Annotated in this window: 18 protein-coding genes; 9 read left to right on the top strand and 9 right to left on the bottom strand. The window is 70.8% G+C overall.

The window, feature by feature from the left end:
• Positions 1-32: 32 nt before the first annotated feature.
• Positions 33-1433: a pyridoxal phosphate-dependent decarboxylase family protein gene (locus tag ACZ4Z3_RS27755; protein ID WP_468503568.1), complete on the bottom strand. Its 1401-nt coding sequence runs from the start codon at positions 1431-1433 to the stop codon at positions 33-35.
• Between the two features lie 166 nt (positions 1434-1599).
• Entirely contained in the window at positions 1600-2391 is a 792-nt protein-coding gene (locus tag ACZ4Z3_RS27750; protein ID WP_468503567.1) for a DUF3050 domain-containing protein, read from the bottom strand.
• Positions 2392-2563: 172 nt separating this feature from the next.
• Here ACZ4Z3_RS27750 and ACZ4Z3_RS27745 point away from each other — a divergent pair, with 172 nt between their 5' ends.
• From ACZ4Z3_RS27745 to ACZ4Z3_RS27720, 6 genes are read left to right on the top strand one after another with little or no spacing between them, the layout of a single operon-like run.
• On the top strand, positions 2564-3208 hold the full coding sequence (locus ACZ4Z3_RS27745; protein WP_468503566.1) for an antibiotic biosynthesis monooxygenase: 645 nt from the start codon (positions 2564-2566) through the stop codon (positions 3206-3208).
• A 31-nt stretch (positions 3209-3239) separates the two neighbouring features.
• Positions 3240-5447 carry an aminodeoxychorismate synthase component I gene (pabB, locus tag ACZ4Z3_RS27740; protein WP_468503565.1) on the top strand — a complete coding sequence of 736 codons (2208 nt, stop codon included), beginning with the start codon at positions 3240-3242 and terminating at the stop codon, positions 5445-5447.
• Positions 5444-7051: a benzoate-CoA ligase family protein gene (locus ACZ4Z3_RS27735; protein ID WP_468503564.1), complete on the top strand. Its 1608-nt coding sequence runs from the start codon at positions 5444-5446 to the stop codon at positions 7049-7051. The genes pabB and ACZ4Z3_RS27735 overlap by 4 nt, the downstream gene beginning before the upstream one ends.
• Positions 7052-7099: 48 nt before the next feature.
• Positions 7100-8689 (top strand): class I adenylate-forming enzyme family protein, encoded by a 1590-nt coding sequence (locus tag ACZ4Z3_RS27730; RefSeq protein ID WP_468503563.1) that lies wholly within the window; start codon positions 7100-7102, stop codon positions 8687-8689.
• A complete protein-coding gene (locus tag ACZ4Z3_RS27725; RefSeq protein WP_468503562.1) occupies positions 8686-9867 on the top strand; it encodes an FAD-dependent monooxygenase in 1182 nt (393 codons plus the stop codon). Before ACZ4Z3_RS27730 ends, ACZ4Z3_RS27725 begins: the two co-directional genes overlap by 4 nt.
• Before the next feature lie 47 nt (positions 9868-9914).
• Positions 9915-10709: an aminotransferase class IV gene (locus ACZ4Z3_RS27720; protein ID WP_468503561.1), complete on the top strand. Its 795-nt coding sequence runs from the start codon at positions 9915-9917 to the stop codon at positions 10707-10709.
• A 78-nt stretch (positions 10710-10787) separates the two neighbouring features.
• Here the strand turns inward: ACZ4Z3_RS27720 and ACZ4Z3_RS27715 are convergent, their stop codons facing one another.
• Positions 10788-11288, bottom strand: a complete 501-nt coding sequence (locus ACZ4Z3_RS27715) for a carboxymuconolactone decarboxylase family protein (protein ID WP_468503560.1) — start codon at positions 11286-11288, stop codon at positions 10788-10790.
• A 134-nt stretch (positions 11289-11422) separates the two neighbouring features.
• Here ACZ4Z3_RS27715 and ACZ4Z3_RS27710 point away from each other — a divergent pair, with 134 nt between their 5' ends.
• A complete protein-coding gene (locus ACZ4Z3_RS27710) occupies positions 11423-12118 on the top strand; it encodes a L,D-transpeptidase family protein (protein WP_468503559.1) in 696 nt (231 codons plus the stop codon).
• A 39-nt stretch (positions 12119-12157) separates the two neighbouring features.
• Here the strand turns inward: ACZ4Z3_RS27710 and ACZ4Z3_RS27705 are convergent, their stop codons facing one another.
• Genes ACZ4Z3_RS27705 through ACZ4Z3_RS27690 form a run of 4 tightly spaced genes read right to left on the bottom strand, consistent with a single transcriptional unit; the run spans position 12158 to position 16666 of the window.
• Positions 12158-13360, bottom strand: coding sequence for a Gfo/Idh/MocA family protein (locus ACZ4Z3_RS27705; RefSeq protein ID WP_468503809.1), 1203 nt, complete (start codon positions 13358-13360; stop codon positions 12158-12160).
• Positions 13361-13389: 29 nt separating this feature from the next.
• Complete coding sequence (locus ACZ4Z3_RS27700) at positions 13390-14733, bottom strand: ABC transporter substrate-binding protein (RefSeq protein ID WP_468503558.1); 1344 nt, start codon at positions 14731-14733, stop codon at positions 13390-13392.
• Between the two features lie 10 nt (positions 14734-14743).
• Positions 14744-15694: a carbohydrate ABC transporter permease gene (locus tag ACZ4Z3_RS27695; RefSeq protein WP_468503557.1), complete on the bottom strand. Its 951-nt coding sequence runs from the start codon at positions 15692-15694 to the stop codon at positions 14744-14746.
• Between the two features lie 18 nt (positions 15695-15712).
• Positions 15713-16666 carry a carbohydrate ABC transporter permease gene (locus tag ACZ4Z3_RS27690; RefSeq protein ID WP_468503556.1) on the bottom strand — a complete coding sequence of 318 codons (954 nt, stop codon included), beginning with the start codon at positions 16664-16666 and terminating at the stop codon, positions 15713-15715.
• Positions 16667-16837: 171 nt separating this feature from the next.
• Here ACZ4Z3_RS27690 and ACZ4Z3_RS27685 point away from each other — a divergent pair, with 171 nt between their 5' ends.
• Complete coding sequence (locus tag ACZ4Z3_RS27685) at positions 16838-18028, top strand: ROK family protein (RefSeq protein WP_468503555.1); 1191 nt, start codon at positions 16838-16840, stop codon at positions 18026-18028.
• Between the two features lie 60 nt (positions 18029-18088).
• Complete coding sequence (locus ACZ4Z3_RS27680; protein WP_169797929.1) at positions 18089-18259, top strand: hypothetical protein; 171 nt, start codon at positions 18089-18091, stop codon at positions 18257-18259.
• A gap of 45 nt (positions 18260-18304) precedes the next feature.
• On the opposite strand, the gene ACZ4Z3_RS27675 is transcribed toward ACZ4Z3_RS27680, so the two are convergent.
• Together ACZ4Z3_RS27675 and ACZ4Z3_RS27670 are read right to left on the bottom strand one after the other, a co-directional pair.
• Entirely contained in the window at positions 18305-19678 is a 1374-nt protein-coding gene (locus ACZ4Z3_RS27675; protein ID WP_468503554.1) for a S1 family peptidase, read from the bottom strand.
• Positions 19679-19802: 124 nt separating this feature from the next.
• The gene (locus tag ACZ4Z3_RS27670; RefSeq protein ID WP_468503553.1) at positions 19803-20645 is read right to left on the bottom strand and encodes an SAM-dependent methyltransferase; all 843 of its coding nucleotides are present in this window, start codon (positions 20643-20645) and stop codon (positions 19803-19805) included.
• Between the last annotated feature and the right edge of the window lie 241 nt (positions 20646-20886).

Below are 20886 nucleotides of genomic sequence, written 5' to 3'. Positions count from 1 at the left end.
CGGGGCGGCGCCCACCCGGATCTCCCAGAGGCTCAGACGTCTGCCTTCGCCGCGCCCGCCAGCACCGCTTCCACGACGCGCTCCACGTCCGCCTCCTCCGTCCGCCAGTTGCTGAACGCCGCCCGCAGCGCGTGCGTCCCGTGGAGGACCGTCGGCGTCACGAAGGTCTCGCCCCCGGCGGCGATCGCGTCGGCCAGCGCGTGCACCCGCTCCCGCGTCGGCCGTTCGGCGAGCGTGAAGCACACGACGTTCAGCCGGACCGGCGCCGCCAGGACCAGCTCCGGTGCTCCTGCCAGTCGTTCCCCCAGGGTGCGGGCCAGCGCGACGTTACGCTCGACGATCTCACGGTGCCCGTCACGGCCGTACGCCATCAGCGAGAACCAGGCCGGCAGGGCGCGCAGCCGCCGGGAGTTCTCAGGGGTGAGATGCAGGAAGTCGGGCTCGCCGGAGGGGAGACCCAGGTACGGGGAGGCGTTGTGGAAGACGCGGACCTGGAGGTCCTGGCGGCGGGTGTACTGGACGGCCGCGTCGTAGGGCACGTTCAGCCACTTGTGCAGGTCGACGCAGACCGAGTCGGCGGCGTCGAGGCCGTCGACGAGATGCGCGTACGCCGGGGACAGCGCGGCGAAACCGCCGAAGGCGGCGTCGACGTGCAGCCAGAAGTCGTACCGCTCCTTCAGCGCGGCGACGGCCCGCAGATCGTCGAAGTCGACCGTGTTCACCGTCCCGGCGTTGGCCACGACGATCGCCGGGCGCCCGCCGAGCGATTCCAGGGCGGCGGCGAGAGCGTCCACGTCCACCGCCTCCCGGCCGCCGGGCAGCAGCGGGACCGTGAGCAGGCGGTCCCGGCCGATGCCGAGGACGGAGAGTGCCTTGGTGACGCTGGAGTGCGGGCTGCCGGACAGGACGTCGACCGGGCCGAGGGCCGCCGCGCCCTCGCGGGACACGTCCACGCCCAGGCGCTCGCCGAGCCACTCGCGGGCGACGGCCAGCCCCACCGTGTTGGAGACGGTCGCGCCGGTCACGAACGCGCCCCCGTACTCCCCGCCCAACCCGAACAACTCCCGCAGCCAACCCAGGGTCTCGCGCTCCAGGGCCGTCGCGAAGGAGTCGCCGCCCCCGGACACGTTCTGGTCATAGGCGCTGGTCAGCCAGTCCCCGGTGACGGCGGCCGGGGTGGCGCCCCCGGTGACGAAGCCGAGGTAGCGGGGCCCGGCGGAGCCGGAGAATCCCGGCGCCCAGCGCTCCGTGAAGCGGGCGAGGGCACCCTCCGCCCCGATGCCCGCCGACGGAAGCGGTACGGGACCGGGCCGGTCGCCGGGTCGGGCGACGGGGCGCTCCGCGATGCCCGCCACCTCCTTGGCGGCGAAGTCACGGGCGGACTGCAGGAGATCGGGGAGCCGGGAGAGATCGTCGGCGAGCACGGGGTCCATGAACCCGCAGCGTAGGGCGGGACGGAGACCCGGTCGTGGGCCACTTCGAGGAAACTGGACTGATCGGCGGCGCGACGGCAGCGCCCTCCCGCGCTTCCGGCGGTGCTGTCACGACGGCTCCGTACAACACTTCCGGCGACAGTCCCCTGCGCCGCCCCCACCCCCTCTACCCCACCCCCTGCCCCATCGCCTCCACAACCCCGTCCCACAAGCGGGCCCTCGCCTCAAGCGCGGCGGTCGCCGTCTCCACGGCCTCCTCCCACCGCCTCTCCTCGCCCCCGCACAGGTCGGCCACCATGGCCATCGCCATCGGGGTGTGCTCCTCGCCGTCGACCTCGATGTGCCGTGCCAGATAGTCCCGGAAGAGGGGGAACCGGTCGGTGCCCTCCGTACCGATCACCTGGTCGAACATGTCGGGGATCAGGTCCTCCCGTGAGAACGCGAACGCCGCGGCCCGGCAGTGCAGCGGCCGCTCCGCGATGATCTCGAACGTGGTCCGGACGAACTCCGCTGCGGGGCCGGGCACTTGAGCCACCTTCAGGGCGGCCGGCACGTCGTGGCCCTCCCCGACCAGCCCCAGGAACCTGTCGAGGCGGGCGGTGCTCGCGCCGGCCTCGGCCATGCCCGCCCGGTACAGCTCGAAGTGACTGGTGAACCCGCCGTTCAGCTCGTCGCTCTCCTCGACCAGGACGATGTCGTTGATGAGCCGCCGGCTCACCTCCGAACCCCGTGGCACCCACGGGACGTCGACGCATGTGAGGTCCCGCTGGAGGGACTTCAGCAGGGACATGAAGTCCCACACCGCGTACACATGGTGCTCCATGAAAACGGCCAGGTCCGCACGGCTCTCCACCCGCCGGTAGATCGGGTGCGCGGTGACTTCCTTCCGTACCGGTTCGATTGCGGCGCGCGCCCGGTCGATTCCCTCGTGGTGCATATCCCAGTCGTACCTGGACATGTCTCTCCTTTGGTTTGCTGCGCTTTTCCGCGGAGCCTGAGGGTGATGGTGCGCCTTTCGCGGTTTCTCCGGCAAGCGCTTCCCGAAATTGACGGAAGTTGCTCCGTCGTACTCCCCGACAGACGACTCCAAGGCGGCTGAAAGAGCGTCATACGCGAACGATCCGGACAGCTTGAAAAAGTTCGTTGAAGATTTGAACGGGGCGACAGTTCTTCCCGTACTCGACGGCGTGAGCAGGAATCCCGTTACCGTCACCATCGCGTATCACGTGGTGCCGGGGCGTGAGGCCGACTTCCACTCGTGGGGGTGGGCCGCGCTGCGTACGAGTGCGCGACAGCCGGGCTTTCTGGGGGGCGGCGTACTGGTCGACGGAGAGGCGGAGTGGCATGTGGTCTACCGCTTCGACAGTGAGGATTCGGCCCGAACCTGGGAGAACTCCCTGGTCAGGGTCGAGTGGGCGGCACGCGCCGAGGGGCTGGCCCGGGAGACTGGTCGCCGCAGCGTGACGGGCTCCAAGGCCTGGTTCGACTCCCAGGCCGCCCGGGAACCGGCGCCGGCCGCCCCGCGCCCGCCCCCGAAATGGAAACTCTGGCTGGTGAATATGAGCGCGGTCTTCCCACCCGTGCTCCTGTTCAACCTGCTGGTCCTCCCTTATCTCGCCGATCTCAATCCACTCGTCCGAACACTTCTGCTGTGTCTGTCCGTGACGGCCATCGTCACCTGGATTCTCATGCCGAGGCTCCAGCGATTCCTCAAAAAATGGCTGTATCCACCGTTGCAGGCGCTGCGCGGCCGGCACAAACGTCGGACCGCCTAGGTCCGAGAACGATCAGAGGGGGGTGGGCAGGTTGAAAACCTTGCTCATCGACAATTATGACTCGTACACGTACAACCTGTTCCAGCTGATCGCCGAGGTCAACGGCGAGGAGCCGGTGGTCGTGCTCAACGACGCCTCGCCCGACGCCATTCCGGAACTGCGGGAATTCGACAACGTCGTGGTGTCGCCCGGGCCGGGCCACCCGTCGGAACCGCGCGACTTCGGTATCGCCGCGCAGGTCATCGCCGAGGCCGCGATCCCCGTGCTGGGCGTCTGCATGGGCCACCAGGGCATCGCGGTGGGGGAGCGGGCCGACGTCGAGCCCGCCCCGTGGCCCCGCCACGGACACCTCTCCACGGTCCGGCACGACGGCCGTGACCTGTTCCGCGGGCTCCCGCAGAACTTCACCGTCGTCCGCTACCACTCGCTGTCCGTGCGCGAGCCGCTGCCGCCGAGCCTGGAGGCCACCGCCTGGTCCGAGGACGGTGTCCTCATGGGGCTGCGCCACCGTGAACGGCCGCTGTGGGGCGTCCAGTTCCACCCGGAGTCCGTCCTCACCGACCACGGGCACCGCCTGCTGGTCAACTTCCGCGAGCTCACGGAGGAACGAGCCGGCGGCCCCCGTACGAGAAGCTCCCGCAGCGCCCCGTCCGACCTGCCGAGGAGCGCCCCGCCCGATCCGCCGAGGAGCGCCCCCGTCCCCGCTCCGGCCCGCGCGGGGACCACCGCCGTCACCCCCCTCTCCGGCGCGATCCCCCGCCCCCGGCGCGCCCCCGGGCCCGCGTACCGGCTGCACTCCCGCCGTATCGCCGTCGCCGTCGACGCCGAGGCCGCCTTCACCCGGCTGCACGCCGACGCGCCGCGCGCCTTCTGGCTGGACAGCTCCCGCGTCGAGGAGGGCCTGTCCCGGTTCTCGTTCTTCGGCGACGGCACCGGCCCCCTCGCCGAGTTCGTCCGCTACGACGTCGACAGCGGCGTCTGCGAGATCGAGCGGGAGGGGCGGCCCACTCGCCGGGTCCGCGCGAGCGTGTACGACTATCTGAAGCGGCAGCTGGCCAGCCGCAAGGTCGACGCGAGCGGCCTCCCCTTCGACCTCACCGGCGGCTACGTCGGCTACTTCGGCTACGAACTGAAGGCCGACAGCGGCTCCCCGAACCGCCACACCGCCGACACCCCCGACGCCTGCTGGCTGTTCGCGGACCGGCTGATCGCCGTCGACCACCAGGAGGGCCACACCTACGCCGTCTGCCTCGCCGAGGACACCCCGGCCGCCGCCCGCGAGGCCGCCGACTGGCTCGACACGGCGCTCGCCCAGCTGACCTTCATCGCCACGAACCCCACCCTGCCGCTGCGGTCGTCCGCGCCCTACCCGCGCGCCGCCGAACCCTGGCTGGTGCGCGACCGCGCCACCTACCTCGCCGACATCGACGCCTGCAAGGCAGAACTCCACGCCGGCACCAGCTACGAGGTCTGCCTCACCAACGCGGCCCGTTTACCCGCCCCGTACGACCCCTACGACTTCTACCGGGCGCTGCGCCGCGTCAACCCCGCCCCGTACGCGGCCTTCCTCAGGTTCGGCGACCTCGACATCGCGGGCTCCTCACCCGAACGCTTCCTGCGGATCACCCGCGACGGCCTCGCCGAGGCCAAACCCATCAAGGGCACCGCCCCGAGAGGCGCCACACCGGAGGAGGACGACCGGCTGCGGGACGAACTCGCCGCGGACGCCAAGACCCGCGCCGAGAACCTGATGATCGTCGACCTGCTCCGCAACGACCTCGGCCGGGTCTCGCGGACCGGCACCGTACGCGTCTCCCGCCTCATGGCCACCGAGACGTACGCCACCGTGCACCAGCTCGTCTCCACCGTCGAGGGACGGCTGCGCGAGGGCACCGACGCCGTGGACTGCGTTCGGGCCTGCTTCCCGGGCGGCTCCATGACGGGGGCGCCCAAGCTCCGCACCATGGAGATCATCGACGCGGTGGAGACCGAGGCGAGGGGCGTCTACTCGGGCGCCCTCGGCTACCTCGGCTGCGGCGGCGGCGCCGACCTCAACATCGTCATCCGCACCGCCGTGTTCCGGGGCGGACGTATGCACCTGGGCGCCGGCGGCGCGATCGTCCTCGACTCCGACCCGGCCTCCGAGTACGACGAGATGCTCCTGAAGACCGCGGCACTCATGCGGGCCCACCGCGAGCACGCCTCCGCCCCGGCCGTCACCGAGGAGAGCACCCGATGACGACGACACCGCACCCCACGCTGATCGAGGCCGCCGCGGGCATCCCCGCCCAGCGGAGCGCCTCCGCGTCCCGGCCGGCCGACGCGGACGCCCCCGGCAACCTCGCCGCGCACCTGGCGGCCCTCGCCGAGCGCCGCGGCTGGACCGACCGCCCCGCCTTCCACCAGGGCCACCGCGCCCACACCCACGGCGCCGTCCACGACCTCGCGGCCCGCACGGCCACCGTGCTGCACGACCACGGAGTACGCCCCGGAGACCGGGTCCTGCTGGCCCTGCCCGACTCCGTCACCTGGGTCACCACCTTCCTCGCACTCGCCCGACTGGGTGCGGTCGCGGTGCTGGTCAACCCCGAACTCCCGCCGCCCGACCTGCAGTTCATGGCGGACGACACGGAGGCCGCGCTGTGGGTGACGGGACCCGGCCTGGACCGGAGCCTCCCGGCCCGCACGACCACACCCACCGCGGCCCCCCGAGCGCCGCGCCTCGGCTCCGACCAGCTGGCCGCGCTGACCGCGACGGCACGACCCATGAAGACGGCGCACCCGGTGGACGCCCACACCCCGCTCTACATCCAGTACACCTCCGGCACCACGGGCCGCCCCAAGGGCGTCGTCCACGTCCACGGCGACCCGAGGACCTACCACGACCTCATAGGCCGCCGGGTCCTGCGCATCACCCCCGACGACGTCGCCCTCTCCGTCTCCCGGCTCTACTTCGCCTACGGCTTCGGCAACGCCTTCGTCTTCCCCCTCTTCTCCGGCTCCAGCGCGGTCCTCACCGGCCGCCGCCCCACCCCCGCGACCGTGGACGAACTGGTCGCCCGCCACCGCGTGACCCTGCTGTACTCGGTGCCGTCCGCGTACGCCGCCCTGGTGGCCGACCTGGCCGACGGGCACGAGGGCTGCTTCGCCTCGGTTCGCGGGGCGATCTCCGCCGGCGAGGGCATGCCCGCCGGCATCGGGAAGCGGGTCACCCACCTGCTGGGCGCCCCCGTCCTGGAGCAGATCGGCTCCACGGAGGCCGGCCACGCCTTCTGCGCCAACGGCTTCGACCACAACCACCCCGGCACGGTCGGCCGCCCCGTCCCCGGCTTCGAGATCGAACTGCGCGACCGCGCCGGCAACCCCGTGCCCGACGGCGAGACCGGCGAACTCTGGGTGCGCGGGCCGACGGTGACGCCCGGCTACCTCAACCGGCCCGAGGAGTCCGCACGGGCCCTGGTCGGCGGCTGGCTGGGCACCCGGGACCGGGCCCGCCGCGAACCCGACGGCACCTACCGGCACCTGGGCCGCGCCGACGACATGGAGATGGTCGGCGGCATCACCGTCTCCCCGCTGGAGGTGGAGGCCCTGCTGCGCACCCACCCCGGGGTGCGGGACGTCGCCGTCGTGGCCGTCACCGACGAACGCGGCGCCAGCCGACTGCGGGCCTTCGTCGTTCCCGTCCCGCCCATCGGGGTCGGCCTGGAGGCCGAACTCGTCTGCATGGCCCGCGACAACCTGGCCGCCTTCAAAGTCCCCCGCAGTGTGAGCTTCGTGCCCACCCTGCCCCGCACCGCGACCGGAAAGCTCCGCCGGCACCTCGTCCGCCAAGGGGCGTGGTGAGCCATGGCCGCCACGTCCGCCCCCGCCCCCGCAGAAAGGTTGGGCACCATGCGACACCAGCAGCAGGCCGGGCCGAGCGCGCCGCCCGTGCCGGCCGGGCGCGGCTTCTACCTGGGCTCGATGCTCCGGGAGGCCGCCGACCGCCACGGGCAGATCTTCGTCACCCTCGACCGGCCCCTCGACGTCGCACCCGCCGCCGGGACCGACCTCACATACGCCAGCCTCGCCGACCTGGTCGACGAACTCTCCGGCCGCCTCTGGGAAGCGGGCGTGCGCCCCTCCGAGGAGGTCGCCGTCCACAAGTCGGACAACGTCGACATCGTGCTGCTGACCTGCGCGATCTCCCGTATCGGCGCCGTCCCCGTCCTGCTGTCGCCCGGCCTCGCGGGCCCCGTCGTCGGACAGCTCCTCGAACGCCTCCACCAGCCCTGGCTGATCACCGACCGCGCCAAGCTCGACGGCCCGCTGCGGGACGTCGACCTCACCGGTGCCGTCCGGCGCACCCTCTGCGTCGACGACGCCCCGGGGGCCGAACCGCTGGAGAAGTACGCGGGCGCGGCGACGCCCGCCGCCGTACGCCTCCACCCCCGCGAACCCTCCCTGATCACCCACAGCTCCGGCACGACCGGCGTCCCCAAGCTCGCCGTGCACTGCCCGAACACCATGTGGAACCGGCTCGTCCCGCAGAAGGCCATGGGCTGGCCCACCCGGGGCGAGACCGCCGCGCTGCACATGTCGTTCGTGCACTCGCGCTTCTACCATCTGCTCGGCGTCCTGCTGCACTTCGGCAGTCCGCTGGTCCTCATCCTCGACCCGGAACCGGCGAACGTGGGCCCGCTCCTCGCCCGCCACCGCCCCGGCATCGTCGAGACCCACCCCAACACCTTCGTCCTGTGGGAGGAACTGGCCGACGCGCCCGGCGCCCCGCTGTCCCGCGTCCGCTCCTACGGCTCCACCTTCGACGCCATCCACCCACGGACCGTGCAAAGGCTGCTGGACGCCTCCAAGCGGCGCTCCCCGTGGCTCATCCAGCTGTACGGGCAGAGCGAGACCGGCCCGGTCGCCTTCCAGTGGTTCACCCGCCGCAGCGCGGCCCGCGCGGACGGCCGCCGGGTCGGCATCGGCATCCCCGGCTTCACCCGCGTCCGCGTCACCGACGACAGGGGCCGCCGGGTCGCTCCCGGCACCCCCGGCCGCATCGAGGCCCGCACCCGCGGCCGCATCCTCACCTACCTCGGCGCCCGTGAACGCTATCTGCGCCAACTCGACGGCGACTGGTGGCAGATGGGAGACATGGGCTACCAGAGCCGCTGGGGCGCCCTCCACCTCATCGACCGCGAGATCGACCAGATCGACTCCGTCCACAGCAACCTGGAGGTCGAGGACACCCTGATGTCCCGCCTGGAGGAGCTGCGCGAGGTCGTCATCGTCCCCGGCGCCGACCGCGAACCCGTCCCCGTGGTCTGCGTACGCGGCGAACGCCCCCTGGACCCCCTGCGCTGGCAGGAGGCCACCGCGGACCTGCCGGCCATGGCGGAGCCGAGGCAGTGGCGGTTCGAGGACCTGCCCATGACCTCCACCTGGAAGGTCAAGCGGGTCGAGATCACCCGCATGCTCACCGAGGGCGCCCGCACATGACGACCCCCGCACTCGTCGTGGGCGCCGGCCCGGTCGGCCTGGCCGCCGCCCTCGCCCTGCGCGCCCACGGCCTCCCCGTCGTCCTGCTCGAAGCCGACCCCGAGGGCCGCGAACGGCCGGGCAGCCGCGCCCTGTTCGTCCACCGCGAGACCCTGGAACTCCTGGAGGGCATGCGCCCCGGCCTTGCGGCGACGATCGCCGCGTACGGGCAGACCTGGCACACCAAGCGCACCCTCTACCGGGGCCGCGAGGTCTACGCGCGCACCTTCCCGCCGCCCACCGGCACCCCGCCGTTCACCAGCCTCCGCCAGGTCGACACCGAGCGCTTCCTGCTCGCCGCCTGCGAGGACGCCGGAGTGGAGTTCGTGTGGGACGCGCGGATCACCGGCGTGCACACCGACCCGACGGGGGTGCGGCTCACCGACGCCGGCGGCCGCACCTGGGAGGGCACGCACGCCGTCGCCGCCGACGGCGCCCGCTCCGCCGTACGCCGCGAACTGGGCATCCCCCTGGAGGGCACCCACGGGGAGGGCTTCCACGTCGTCGTCGACATCGCCGACATCGCCGGGGCCGAACTGCCCCTGGAACGGGTCTTCCACTACGAGCACCCGGCGCTCGGCCACCGCAGCGTCATGCGCGTGCCGTTCACCGGCGGCTTCCAACTCGACCTGCAGTGCCGGGACGACGACACGGCCGAGGAGTACGGCACCGAGGACGCCGTGCGCCGCTGGCTGCCCGAGGTCGTCGGCGACGGCTACGGCGACCGCGTCCTGTGGGTCTCCAGCTACCGCTTCCTGCGCAAGGTCGCCGCCGTCTTCACCGACCCGCACCGCCGGGTGCTGCTCGCCGGTGAGGCCGCCCACCTCTTCCCGCCGTTCGGGGCACGCGGCATGAACAGCGGGATCGCCGACGCGGCGGCGGCCGCCCGGGCGATCGCCGACGGCACGCCCGAGGCCGTCGCCGGATTCGCCGAGGTCCGGCGCGCCGCGGGCCTCTTCAACAGCGCCGCCGCGGGCACCGCCCTGGACCATCTGCGGCCGCGGCGCCGTATCGTCCGCGTCAAGCAGCGCGCGGCGGCGGCCCTCGCCCCCGTCGTCCCCCGGTGCGGCGCCTGGCTGGAACACGCGCCGTACGGCCCCCGGCACGGCGCCCCGGCCGTCACGGGCCGCACCTACTGACGGGCCGCACGTACTGAACCGGGATCGAACGAACACAGGAGCACTGAGTGACACAACCGGCCATCGCGGAAGGTCTGTCGACCTGGTCCCCCGAACACGGTCTGACTCCCGGTCAGGCCCAGGGCGGGCGGCTGCTCGTCGCGGACTCATGGTTGCTGCGCGACGGGCGGGTGCGCGGTTTCGACCGGCACCGCGAGCGGTTCCTGCGGTCCTGCGGCGAGTGCGGGGCACCACCGCTCGGCCGGGTGGTCGACTTCTGGACGGACATGACGGCCGCGCTGCCCCGCACGGGGGAGTGGTTCCCCCGGGTGGAACTCGCCTCCGGATCGCTGGAGTTGCGTCTGCTGCTGCGGCATGCCCCGCCCCTCGGTGCCGAAGTGCGGGTGTGGGCGGCCGGGCAGCCCGACCCGCGCACCGTGCCCCGCCGCAAGGGACCCGACCTGGACGCCCTGGCCCGGGTGCGCGGCCGGGCCTCCGGCGCGCAGGCCGACGAGGCCGTGCTGATCGCCCCGTCCGGACTGGTCCTGGAGGCCGCCAACTCCAGCCTGCTGTGGTGGGAGGACGACACGCTCTGTCTGCCGCCGCCCCGGCTGCCCGTCCTGCCCGGGGTGACCACGGCGCTCGTCCTGGAGCGGGCGGCCCGCACCGGGGTCCGCGTCGCCCACCGCGAGCGTTCCCTGGCCGACCTCGACGGCCGCGAGGTGTGGCTCGTCAACGCCCTGCACGGGATCCGCCCCGTCGCCGCCTGGACCGGCAGACCCATGACCGCCGGCCGGGCGGTACACGCACCACAATGGCGGAAATGGCTGGACGGCATTATGGAGCCACTTCCCGAAACATAGGAAGCAGGGGAGCGAGGGCAAGCGCCGGACCGAATGGAAACGGCCCGGCGCATTCCACGCCGCACTACCTGTGAAATTTCACTTCCGTACCGGCTGCTTCTGTACCGGCTGATAGGCGCCGGGGACCATCCGGGTCGCGATCGCTATCCGGTTGTAGGCGTTGATCACGGTGGCCGCCCAGATGAGGGCCGCGAGCTGATCGTCGTCGAACACCTCGGCCGCGGCCGCGTACACGTCGTCCGGCACATGCCCCTCGTCCACCGAGGTCACCGCCTCGGTGAGGGCCAGTGCGGCCCGCTCCCGAGCGGTGAAGAAGGGTGTCTCGCGCCAGGCGTTCAGCGCGTAGATCCGCTGCTCGGTCTCGCCCCGGGCGCGGGCGTCCTTGGTGTGCATGTCCAGACAGAAGGCACAGCCGTTGATCTGCGAGGCGCGAATGCGGATCAGTTCGAGGATTTCCGGCTCGACCTTCGCGTCCCGCGCCGCGGAAACGGCGGCGGAGTGCAGGGAGCCCATTGCCGCGGACACATCCGGGGTGATTTTCTTGAGGGCCACGCGAGATATGGAATCGCTGTTGCTCATGAGGGGAACTCTATATGCGAATTACTCGCCGTGTAACTGTTTCGTCTCGAAGCGACCCGGACCACAACCGTCGGCCGACGCCGGCTGTCTACCTCCGCAGAACCTACAAAACGCGTGAAAGGGAAAGGCCCGCCATGGGGGACATAGGAAGACGAGGCGCCATCGCACTGACCGTCACCGGACTGCTGGCGCCGCTCACGCTCGCGCTGGGCACGACGCCCGCGCAGGCGGCGAGTTGCACGACATCGGCCGGGCCGTACCAGAAGCAGGTCGAGAAGTTCCTCGGCCGACCGGTCGACGGCAGGCAGTCGGCCGCCGACTGCCTGGCCATCAAGGCGTTCCAGACCAGGCACGGCATCAGCCCGAACATCGGGTACGCGGGCTCCGTCACCTGGGGTGTGATGGACCTGATGAACAAGCAGAAGGCCGTCGGCAAGAACCCGAACAAGGCCGGGAAGTGCCCGGTCAACAAGGGCCGCATCGCCTGCGTCGACCTGACGCTCCAGCTGAGCTGGATCCAGGACGGCAGCAAGCTCGTGTACGGGCCCGTGCCCGTCCGCACCGGTCGCGACGGCTACGAGACCCGCACCGGTCTGAAGAAGATCTACTGGCGCAACATCGACCACGTCTCGTCCATCTACAACGTGCCGATGCCGTACAGCCAGTTCTTCGACGGCGGCCAGGCCTTCCACGCCGCCGCCGTCAGCATGTACAACCCGCCCGGCTCCCGCGGCTGCGTCAACCTGACGAAGGCCGACGCCAAGAAGTACTGGTCGCTGCTGAAGAAGGGCGACGACGTCTACGTGTACGGCCGCAAGCCGGGCACCTGACGGACCGCCAGGAGCCCGGCTCACGGACCGCCGTGCACATCACGCCTCGGGCGCGTCCCCGAAGTCCGGGATCTCCAACCGCACCCCACCCTGCCGCGCGGACTCGTGCGCGACGATCCCCGGCAGGGTGTAGCGGGCCGCCACCCACGCGTTGACGGACGGCAGGGTGCGGGAGTTCACGGCGGTCACGAAGTCGTCCACCAGGAAGTGGTGGCTGCCCTCGTGGCCGTTGTGCAGATGGTCGAACGCCCGCGGCAGCCGCGACCGGTCGTGCACCGGCGCCGAACCGGAGGTGAACGCGGCCCGCAGATCCGGCGCGATGTGCTGGAGGGACGGGTCGTCGGGGGACAGCGTCTGCTTGGGTTCGAGCAGCTCGCTGATGTCCTTCACCCCCTTCTTGTCCTGCCACAGCGCGACCGTGGCGAGCTGCTCCATGCTCGCCTCCGTCCCGAAGAACCGGAAACGGGACTCCCGTATGTGCGAGGGGTAGCCCACCCGCCGGAACTCGTTCGTACGGAACGAGCCGCCGCCCGCCACCTCGAACAGCGCGGTCGCGTTGGAGAAGTCGTTGCCGAACTGGCTGACGTCCTTGTCGAACACTCCGTCCCCGCGCCCGTCGACGACCCCGATCGCGGAGACGCTCACCGCGTGCGTCTGCCAGGCGCCGAGCACCCCGCCCACCGAGTGCGTCGGGTACAGCAGCGGGGGATAGCTCGCGGTCCGCTTCCAGTTCTCGCCACCGCTGTACTGGTACGCCTCGTAGAACCCCAGGTCCATGTCGTGGACGTAGTCGCCCTCGGCGTAGAACAGCCGCCCGAAGGCGCCCTCGGCGATCTGGTTGCGGGCGTGCACGGTCGCCGGGTTGTACTGGCTGGTCTCACCCATCATGTACGTCAGCCCGGTCGCCCTGACCGCGTCGATGATCGCCGCGATCTCCTCCGTGGTGATCGCCATGGGCACCGCGGAGTACACATGCTTGCCGGCGTCGAGGCCCTTCAGGACCAGCGGCCCGTGCGTCCAGCGCTGGGTGAAGATCGCGACCGCGTCGACGGCCTTCGACTCCAGCATCGCCTCGTACGAGGGGAAGGTGCCGGCCAGGCCCTGGGCGGCGACCAGGTGCTCGGCACGCTCGGGCAGCAGATCGGTGACGTACACGTCGCCGACGCCGGGGTGGGCCTGGAACAGCGTGGCGAACTGGCCGGAGAACTGGCCGGCGCCCACGATGCCGAGGGAGAACGTCATGGAAGAGGTGCCCTTCATGGATCGACAGGTCACTGCGAGAGGATGAGGTTGATCTGGTCGTTGGTCTCGTCGAGGCTGCTCACCGGCTTGCCGCCCCCGTAGATGTCCTCCATCGCGGGCTGCATCAGCGCCGTCATGTCGGCCGAGTAGCTGGCGATCGGGTAGGAGAACGTCCGGAAGCGCTTCTTGTCGGCCACGGGCTCGGTGAACGACGAGACGTCGATGCCCTTCTTCCGGTACGCGGCCACGGCGGCCTCGGTGCCTGCCGGGGTGGCGGGGAACACGACGCCGTACCCGCCGACGACCTTCTGGCACGCGTCCGAGGCCAGGTAGGACACCCACTTGCGGGCGCCCTCCTTGTTCCTGGACGCCTTGGCGATGGAGTCGGCGAGGCCGTTCATCATGGTGGCGCGCTTGCCGGTCGGGCCGACCGGCGTCAGGGCGGTCCGGATGTCCTTGCCCTTGAAGCCCGCGTAGGTGGAGATCATCCAGGCCCCGTCGAACGCGGTGGCGGCCCTGCCCGCGGCGATCTGGGTGTTCTGCTGGTTGGACTGGACGTTGTAGTCCGTCAGGGGCGGCATGTACCCCTTCTTCGCCAGGCCGAAGTACCACTTGATCACGGACTGGAAGGTCCTGCTGTCGTACTGGTACTTCGTGCCCCAGCGCGCTTTGTCGAGGTAGTCCCACCCGGCGGAGGCGGCGAAGTTGCTCCACTGGGTCTGGCCGTCGCCATAGCCGCCGCCGCCCGTGGCCAGCCCGTACACCTTCACGTTGTGCCTGTCGAAGCCCGGTTCGTCGCCCCGCCTGCCGTTCCGGTCGATCGTGAGGTGGGCGATGGCCTTCTCGAAGGTGCCCCCGTCCTCGGGGTTCCAGGAAAGGTTGTTCAGCTCCTCGGCGGTGAGCCCCGCTTCGGCGGTCATCTTCGAGTTGTAGAACAGCGCGACGGTGTCCCAGTCCTTGGGGGCGCCGTAGCGGTGGCCGTCCTTGCCGATCCAGTTGGCGGCGAGCCCCGGCTGGTAGGCGGAGTCGTCGATGCCGAGGTCGTCGAGCGGTTCGAGGACCTTCAGGTCGGCGAACTGGCCGAAGTTCTGGATGTGGTCGGTGAACACATCGGGCTGGGTGCCCGCGATGAAGCCCGCGGTGAGCTTGGTCCAGTAGTCGGACCAGCCCAACTGCGTGATCCTCACGTCCAGTCCGGGGTTCTCCTTCTCGAACCCCTTCGCGCAGGCCTGGTAGGCGGGCAGCTGGTTGGCGTCCCACAGCCAGTACGTCACCGTGTTCGAGGACGCGCCGGTGCCGCCGCCCTGCGCGCAGCCGGCCACCAGGGACAGCGTCAGCGCTCCGGCGAGCGCGGTCAGCGTACGAAGTCGCATCAGTGGTACCTCACTTGATCCCGGTGAAGCCGATGGAGCTGACGATGCGGCGGGCGAAGCAGCCGAAGAGCACCAGCATCGGCAGCGCGGCGATCAACGTCGCGGCCGTGAGCCCCGACCAGTCGACACCGGTCGCCGGGGTCTGCGCCCGGAAGATCGCCAGCGCCACGGTCAGGACGCGCGAGCTGTCGCTGTAGGAGACCATCAGCGGCCAGAAGTAGTCGTTCCAGGCGGTGATGTACGTCAGCACGGACAGCGTGATGATCGGTGTGGACGCCATCGGCAGGACCACCCGGAAGAAGATCTTGATCTTTCCGGCGCCGTCGAGCAGCGCCGCCTCCTCCACCTCGCGCGGGATGTTCATGAAGAACTGGCGCAGGAAGAACACCGCGAACGGCGTCATGAAGAGGCTGGGCAGCGCGATGCCGAGCAGCGAGTCCACCAGGTGCAGCTCCTTGATGAGGACGAAGTTCGGCAGCAGCGTGAAGAGGGTCGGCACCATCAGGCCGGCGAGGAACAGCCCGAACACCTGGTCCCGGCCCCGCCAGCGCAGCCGGGCGAAGGCGTAGGCGGCCATGGCGGAGAAGAAGATCTGGCAGCCGGTGATCAGGGTCGAGACGATCACCGAGTTGAGCAGATACCGCCAGAAGTCGAGCCCGCCACCCGCCCCGCCCTGGGCGATGGCCTCCTCGGCCGACTGGAGCCCGAGGGCCCGTTCGAAGCCGCTGGTGGTGATGTCCACGGGGAACGGGTCGGCGGGGTCGGCGTTGAGTCCGGCGTTGCTGGACAGCGCGGTGCGCAGGATCCAGTAGAAGGGCAGCAGGGTGATGAGGACGATCAGGCCCATCGCGGTCCAGGCGGCGGCCCGCCCGAGGGGGAGGCGTCGTCGCCGGGCGGGGCGTACGGCCGGAGCCGGGGTGGGCGCGGGGGCCGAGGTCGATGGTGTGGTCACGGCGGCCATGTCGGTGTCTCCTTTCCGTCAGCCGAGGTCGCTCCGGCCGGCCCGGGTGAGCCGGTACTGCAGGACGGTGATCGCGCTGAGCACGACGAGCAGGGCGACGGACATGGCCGAGGCGTAGCCGAACTGGAAGCGGCCGAAGGCGGAGCCGTAGATGTAGTACTGGAGCACGTTGGTCGCGTTCGCGGGACCGCCCGCCGTGGTCACCGCCACGGTGTCGAAGACCTGGAACGAGCCGATCACCGTCATGATCAGCACGACCGCGAGAACGGGGCGCAGCAGCGGCATGGTGATCCGCCAGAACATTCGCCACTCGCTCGCGCCGTCCACCCGCGCCGCCTCGTACACGTCGTCGGGGATCGCCTGGAGACCGGCGAAGATCAGCAGTGCGGTGTAGCCGACGTGCCGCCACACATTGATCAGGGCGATGGTGGGGATCGCCCAGGTCTCGTCGGCGAGGAACGGGACGCGGTCGACGCCGAGGGCGCCGGCGATCTCGTTGCCGATGCCGAGCTGGGTGTCGAGGATCCACAGCCAGACCAGACCGGCGACCACGTTGGACATCAGATACGGCGTGAGCACGATCCCGCGCAGCAGGGCGGACCGGGTGAGCCGCTGGAGGAGGACGGCGATGGCGAGGGCCGCGACCGTCTGCACCCCGATGTTGATGACGACGTACTCGACCGTGACCGTCAACGAGTCCCAGAAGATGGGGTCGTTGACCATACGGACATAGTTGTCGAGGCCGACCCACCGCGGCGGGGTGAGCAGGTTGAAGCGGGTGAAGCTGAGATAGACGCCCCGCAGGGTCGGCCAGAGCAGGAACACCAGGAAGCCCAGCATCGCCGGGGCGATGAACAGGGCCGCGACCGGGCCGTCGCCCCGGGCACGCGTTCTCGTCTTCCTCGGCGGTTCCAGGGGCTCGGCTCCACTCAGGGGAAGACGGGACGGCGGGCTGCTGGAGGCGACGGTCATCGGAGGCTCCCTCGTCGGCGGCTCGGCCTCAAAGCTCGCCACTTACTTTCGTTGCGAAAATATTGGGCCGTCAAGAGGCGCGGCGGGCTTCTTCCAGTGGCGGCATCGCGCCCGCTACGATGGCGTGGTTGCTTCCGTAATGAAAAAAACAAGGTGTGGGAGTGTGACCCCATGACCGCTCTCGCTGCCAGCTGGCTGCCGCTCAGCGCCGGAGAACGCGCCGTGGCGATCGAGGTGCTCGTGCACGGCCCGCTCTCGCGCACCGACCTCGCCCGGCGGCTCGGCCTGTCCGCGGGAAGCCTCACCCGGCTGACCAAACCGCTGATCGAGTCGGGACTCCTGGTCGAGACCGCCGAGGGCGCCGCGCTCCACGAGACCCGGCAGGGGCGCCCCTCCCAGCCGCTGGACATCGTCGCCGAGTCCCGCACCTTCCTCGGCTTCAAGATCACCGACGACATGGTGTACGGCGTGGTCACCACCCTCAGGAGCGACATCGTCGCCCGGCACGACCGCCCGCTCACCTCGCACGAACCCGAGCGGGTCGCCGATCTGCTCGCCGAGATGACCGGGGAACTCGCCGGCCGCCACCCCTGCCTCGCGGGCATCGGCATCGGTGTCGGCGGACTCGTCGAGCACCAGGCCGTGGTCGGCGAGTCACCCTTCCTGCTGTGGCGCGACGTCCCGCTGGCCGGACTCGTCGAGGAGCGCACCGGGCTGCCCGTGGTCGTGGAGAACGACGTGGCCGCGCTCGTCGAGGCCGAGACCTGGTTCGGCGCGGGCCGCGGCCTCGACCGCTTCGTCGTCCTCACCATCGGCGCGGGCCTCGGCTACGGACTCGTCCTCGGCGGCACACAGGTCCGCGGCGGCGAGGAGGACCGGGGCTTCGGACGCCACTGGATCATCGACCCGGGCGGCCCGCTCACCCCCACCGGCGAACGCGGCAGCGCCGTGTCCCTGCTCACCATCCCGGCCATCCGCTACCAGGTCCAGGCGGCGACCGGCCGCGAGGTGACGTACGAGGAGATCCTCGCGGAGGCGGCGGCCGGCGATCCGATGTGCGCACGCGTCATCGGCGAGGCGGGCCGCGCGCTCGGCACGCTCGTGGCCCAGATCGCCAACTTCGTCATGCCCCAGAAGATCCTGCTCGCCGGGGAAGGGGTCGGGCTGATGGAGGTCGCGGGCCGGGCGGTGGACGACGCCGTCCGCGCCAACCGGCACCCCCTCGCCGCACCGGTCCCCCTGGAGACCAAGGTGTCCGACTTCCATGACTGGGCGCGCGGCGCCGCCGTGCTCGCCATCCAGGTCCTGGTACTCGGGGCCGCCGATTCCTCCACGCAGAGTGATCAGCTTCACGGTCCGTAATGTCCGAACTGGGATCTTTACTCACATCGGCTTCACCTGTGACGACATAGGGTTTACATCATGTCCACTACCCCTGATGTCGTCCTGGAAAGAGCGGAAAGACCGGTACGCACGGCCGCCGAGGTCAACGAGGAGATCCGGGCGCTCTGGTTCCGGAGCGGCGGGACATTGAACACGGAGCAGCGCAGCCAGTACGAGCGCCTCGTCCTCGAATGGGCCGCGGCCCAGTAGCTCCCCCCGGCCGCGGCTGACTCGTGGCCGATCGTGACGGGGCGCTCAGCCCCACGTCTGCGAATACTGGCGGCGGTAGGCCTGCCGGTCCTGTTCCGTACGGATGAAGCGGGTCGCCGCCAGAGCGACCATGCTCCCGGCGACGACCAGAAGGCCAGGACCCACATTGCGCGGGTCGGCGAGTCGGTCGATCAGATTCGACGCGGCACCGGACGCGTCCACCGGCCCCACCGCCCCCGGCTCCACGGCACCCGGCGCGGACGCCCCCTGCTCCGCGTCGTCGGAGGGCGCGTCGGCACCGGCGGTGGCCTGGGCCTGCGGAACACCCGCCAGCTGGACGTTCAACTCGTCCAGGGCGTCCCCCAGCGGCTGGAAGAAGGTCGTCCCGCCCTGGGTGCAGTCACCGTTGCCGCCCGAGGTGACGCCGAGGGCCACCCCCTCCGAGAACAGCGGGCCGCCGCTGTCGCCGGGCTCCGCGCACACCGTGGTCTCGATGAGCCCGGAGACCGTGCCCTCCGGATAGTTGACCGTCGCGTCGAGTCCGGTCACCTCACCGTTGCGGAAACCGGTCGTACTGCCGCTGCGGAACACCCGCTGGCCGATCGCCGCGTCACCGATACCCGTGATGCGCACCCCGCGCCCGTCGCCGACGGCGATGACGTTGCTCGTGTTGCTCGGCGCGTCCTTCAGGTACTGCACCAGCGAGAAGTCGCCACCGGGGAAGTTCGTCTCGACGGTCCGGCCGATCTCCTCCCGGCCCTGGTTGTCGGAGAACCACACCGAGCCCGTCGGACCGCAGTGCCCGGCGGTCAGCATGAACGCGTTCTCCCCGTCGGTGACGTTGAAGCCGATCGAACAGCGTCCACCCGTACCGAAGATCGGCTGAGCGCCGTTGAGCCGCATGGTGTACGCGCCCTTGGTGCGCTCCATCCGCACCGAGCCACCGATGTCCTCGGCGAGGTCCGTCAGCTTGGCCCAGTCGCCCTTGGAGACCGTGCTGTCGGCGCGCACCACGACCTCGTTGGACGCCGGGTCGATGGCCCAGGAGGTGCCCGGGACACGGGGCGCCGACCGCAGGGCCGCGGTGGCGGACTTCAGCTCCTTGCCGCTGTAGCGGACCATCTTGGGGCGGGCGCCGGCCTCCTTCACCTCGGCCGCCGCCTCCTCGTCGGTGACCGCGACGACGGGGCGCCCGTCGTCGGCGATCCAGGTGCCCGCCGTACGGGAGGAGCCGAGTCTGCTCACCAGGCCCGTGCCCGTGCCGGAGGCCGCCAGCACCGAACTGCGGGTAGCGGGCGGCGAGGTGGTGGGTTCGGTCGCCATCGCCGCCTGGGTGACCATCAGGCCCCCGCAGAGCAGTCCTCCCACGGCCGCAAGCCGTGCCACTCGCTTCACGACTCGTCGTCGTGCGTGCCTCATTACCTGGCTCCCGAACCCCGTACGACACGGCGTCAACACCGCGAGGGCGTCCGGTCCTTGAGCGCCCTTCCCTTATACGTGCGGCGACGGGCGCGTGTTCACCGGTCGGCAACCCGGTCGATCGTCAACCCCGCTTGGCCCCCACTCCGCAGTACATGGCCACTTCCTCCGGTTCCCCGGCGTCCTCGCCCGTGCTCTCCGGGCGCCAGCGCGTGCACGACACCACGCCCGGTTCGAGGAGGTCCAGCCCGTCGAAGAAGCGGGTGACCGCCTCCGGGGTGCGCTGCGTCAGCCGAGGCGTGCCGTGCACGTTCCACCAGGCCGCCGCCGCGTCGACATCCGCCCACCCCGGCCCCGTGATGGTGTGCGACAGCACCAGATGGCTGCCCGCGGGCAGGGCGTCCATCAGCCGGCGCACGATGCCGTATGGGTCCTCGGCGTCGCTTACGAACGCCATCACGTCGAGCAGCATCAGCGCGACCGGCCGGCTCAGGTCCAGGGTCCGCGCGGTGTGTTCGAGGACCGAGTCGACATTGCGCACGTCCTCGTCGACATGGTCCGTGCTGCCCTCGGGCGAACTGGTCAGCAGGGCGCGGGCGTGCACCAGGACCAGCGGGTCGTTGTCGACGTAGACGACCCGCGCGTCCGGAGCGATCCGCTGGGCGACCTCATGGGTGTTGTCCGCGGTCGGCAGCCCCGCTCCGATGTCCAGGAACTGCCGGATGCCCACGTCGGCGGCCAGATGACGCACGGCCCGCCCCAGGAACTGCCGGTCGGCGCGGGCGTAGTCGTGGATGCTCGGGTGCATCCGGCTGATCTCGTCCCCGGCTTTCCGGTCGACCTCGTAGTAGTCCCTGCCGCCGAGCCAGTAGTTCCAGATCCGCGCCGCGACCGGCCGGGTGGTGACGATACGGCTGTTCAGTGAGGAGGAGGGGAAGTCGTCCGAGGCTGCCGGGTTGTCGGTCACGGCATCAGCTCCTGGATCTTCTGTGGCGCAAGCAGAGTCAACGGGCAATGTAGACCCGTTGATTGGCCTTTGCCGAGTCTTCTGCGATCTTCACCGCGACCGGATGCCGTCCTCGCTCCGGGCCCGCGGTTTTCTGATCGTCGCGACCCCTCTACCAATCAGTAACTCTCGGGTAGTCTCCCGGCCACTGATGGGCATGACCATGACGAGTGCGGCGACGGTTCGAACGACCTCGCCGCTT

The sequence above is a fragment of the Streptomyces sp. NPDC030296 genome (assembly GCF_055572815.1).
Note: the sequence above shows the minus strand (reverse complement) of the source record. Positions and strands in the feature narration are given on the sequence as shown.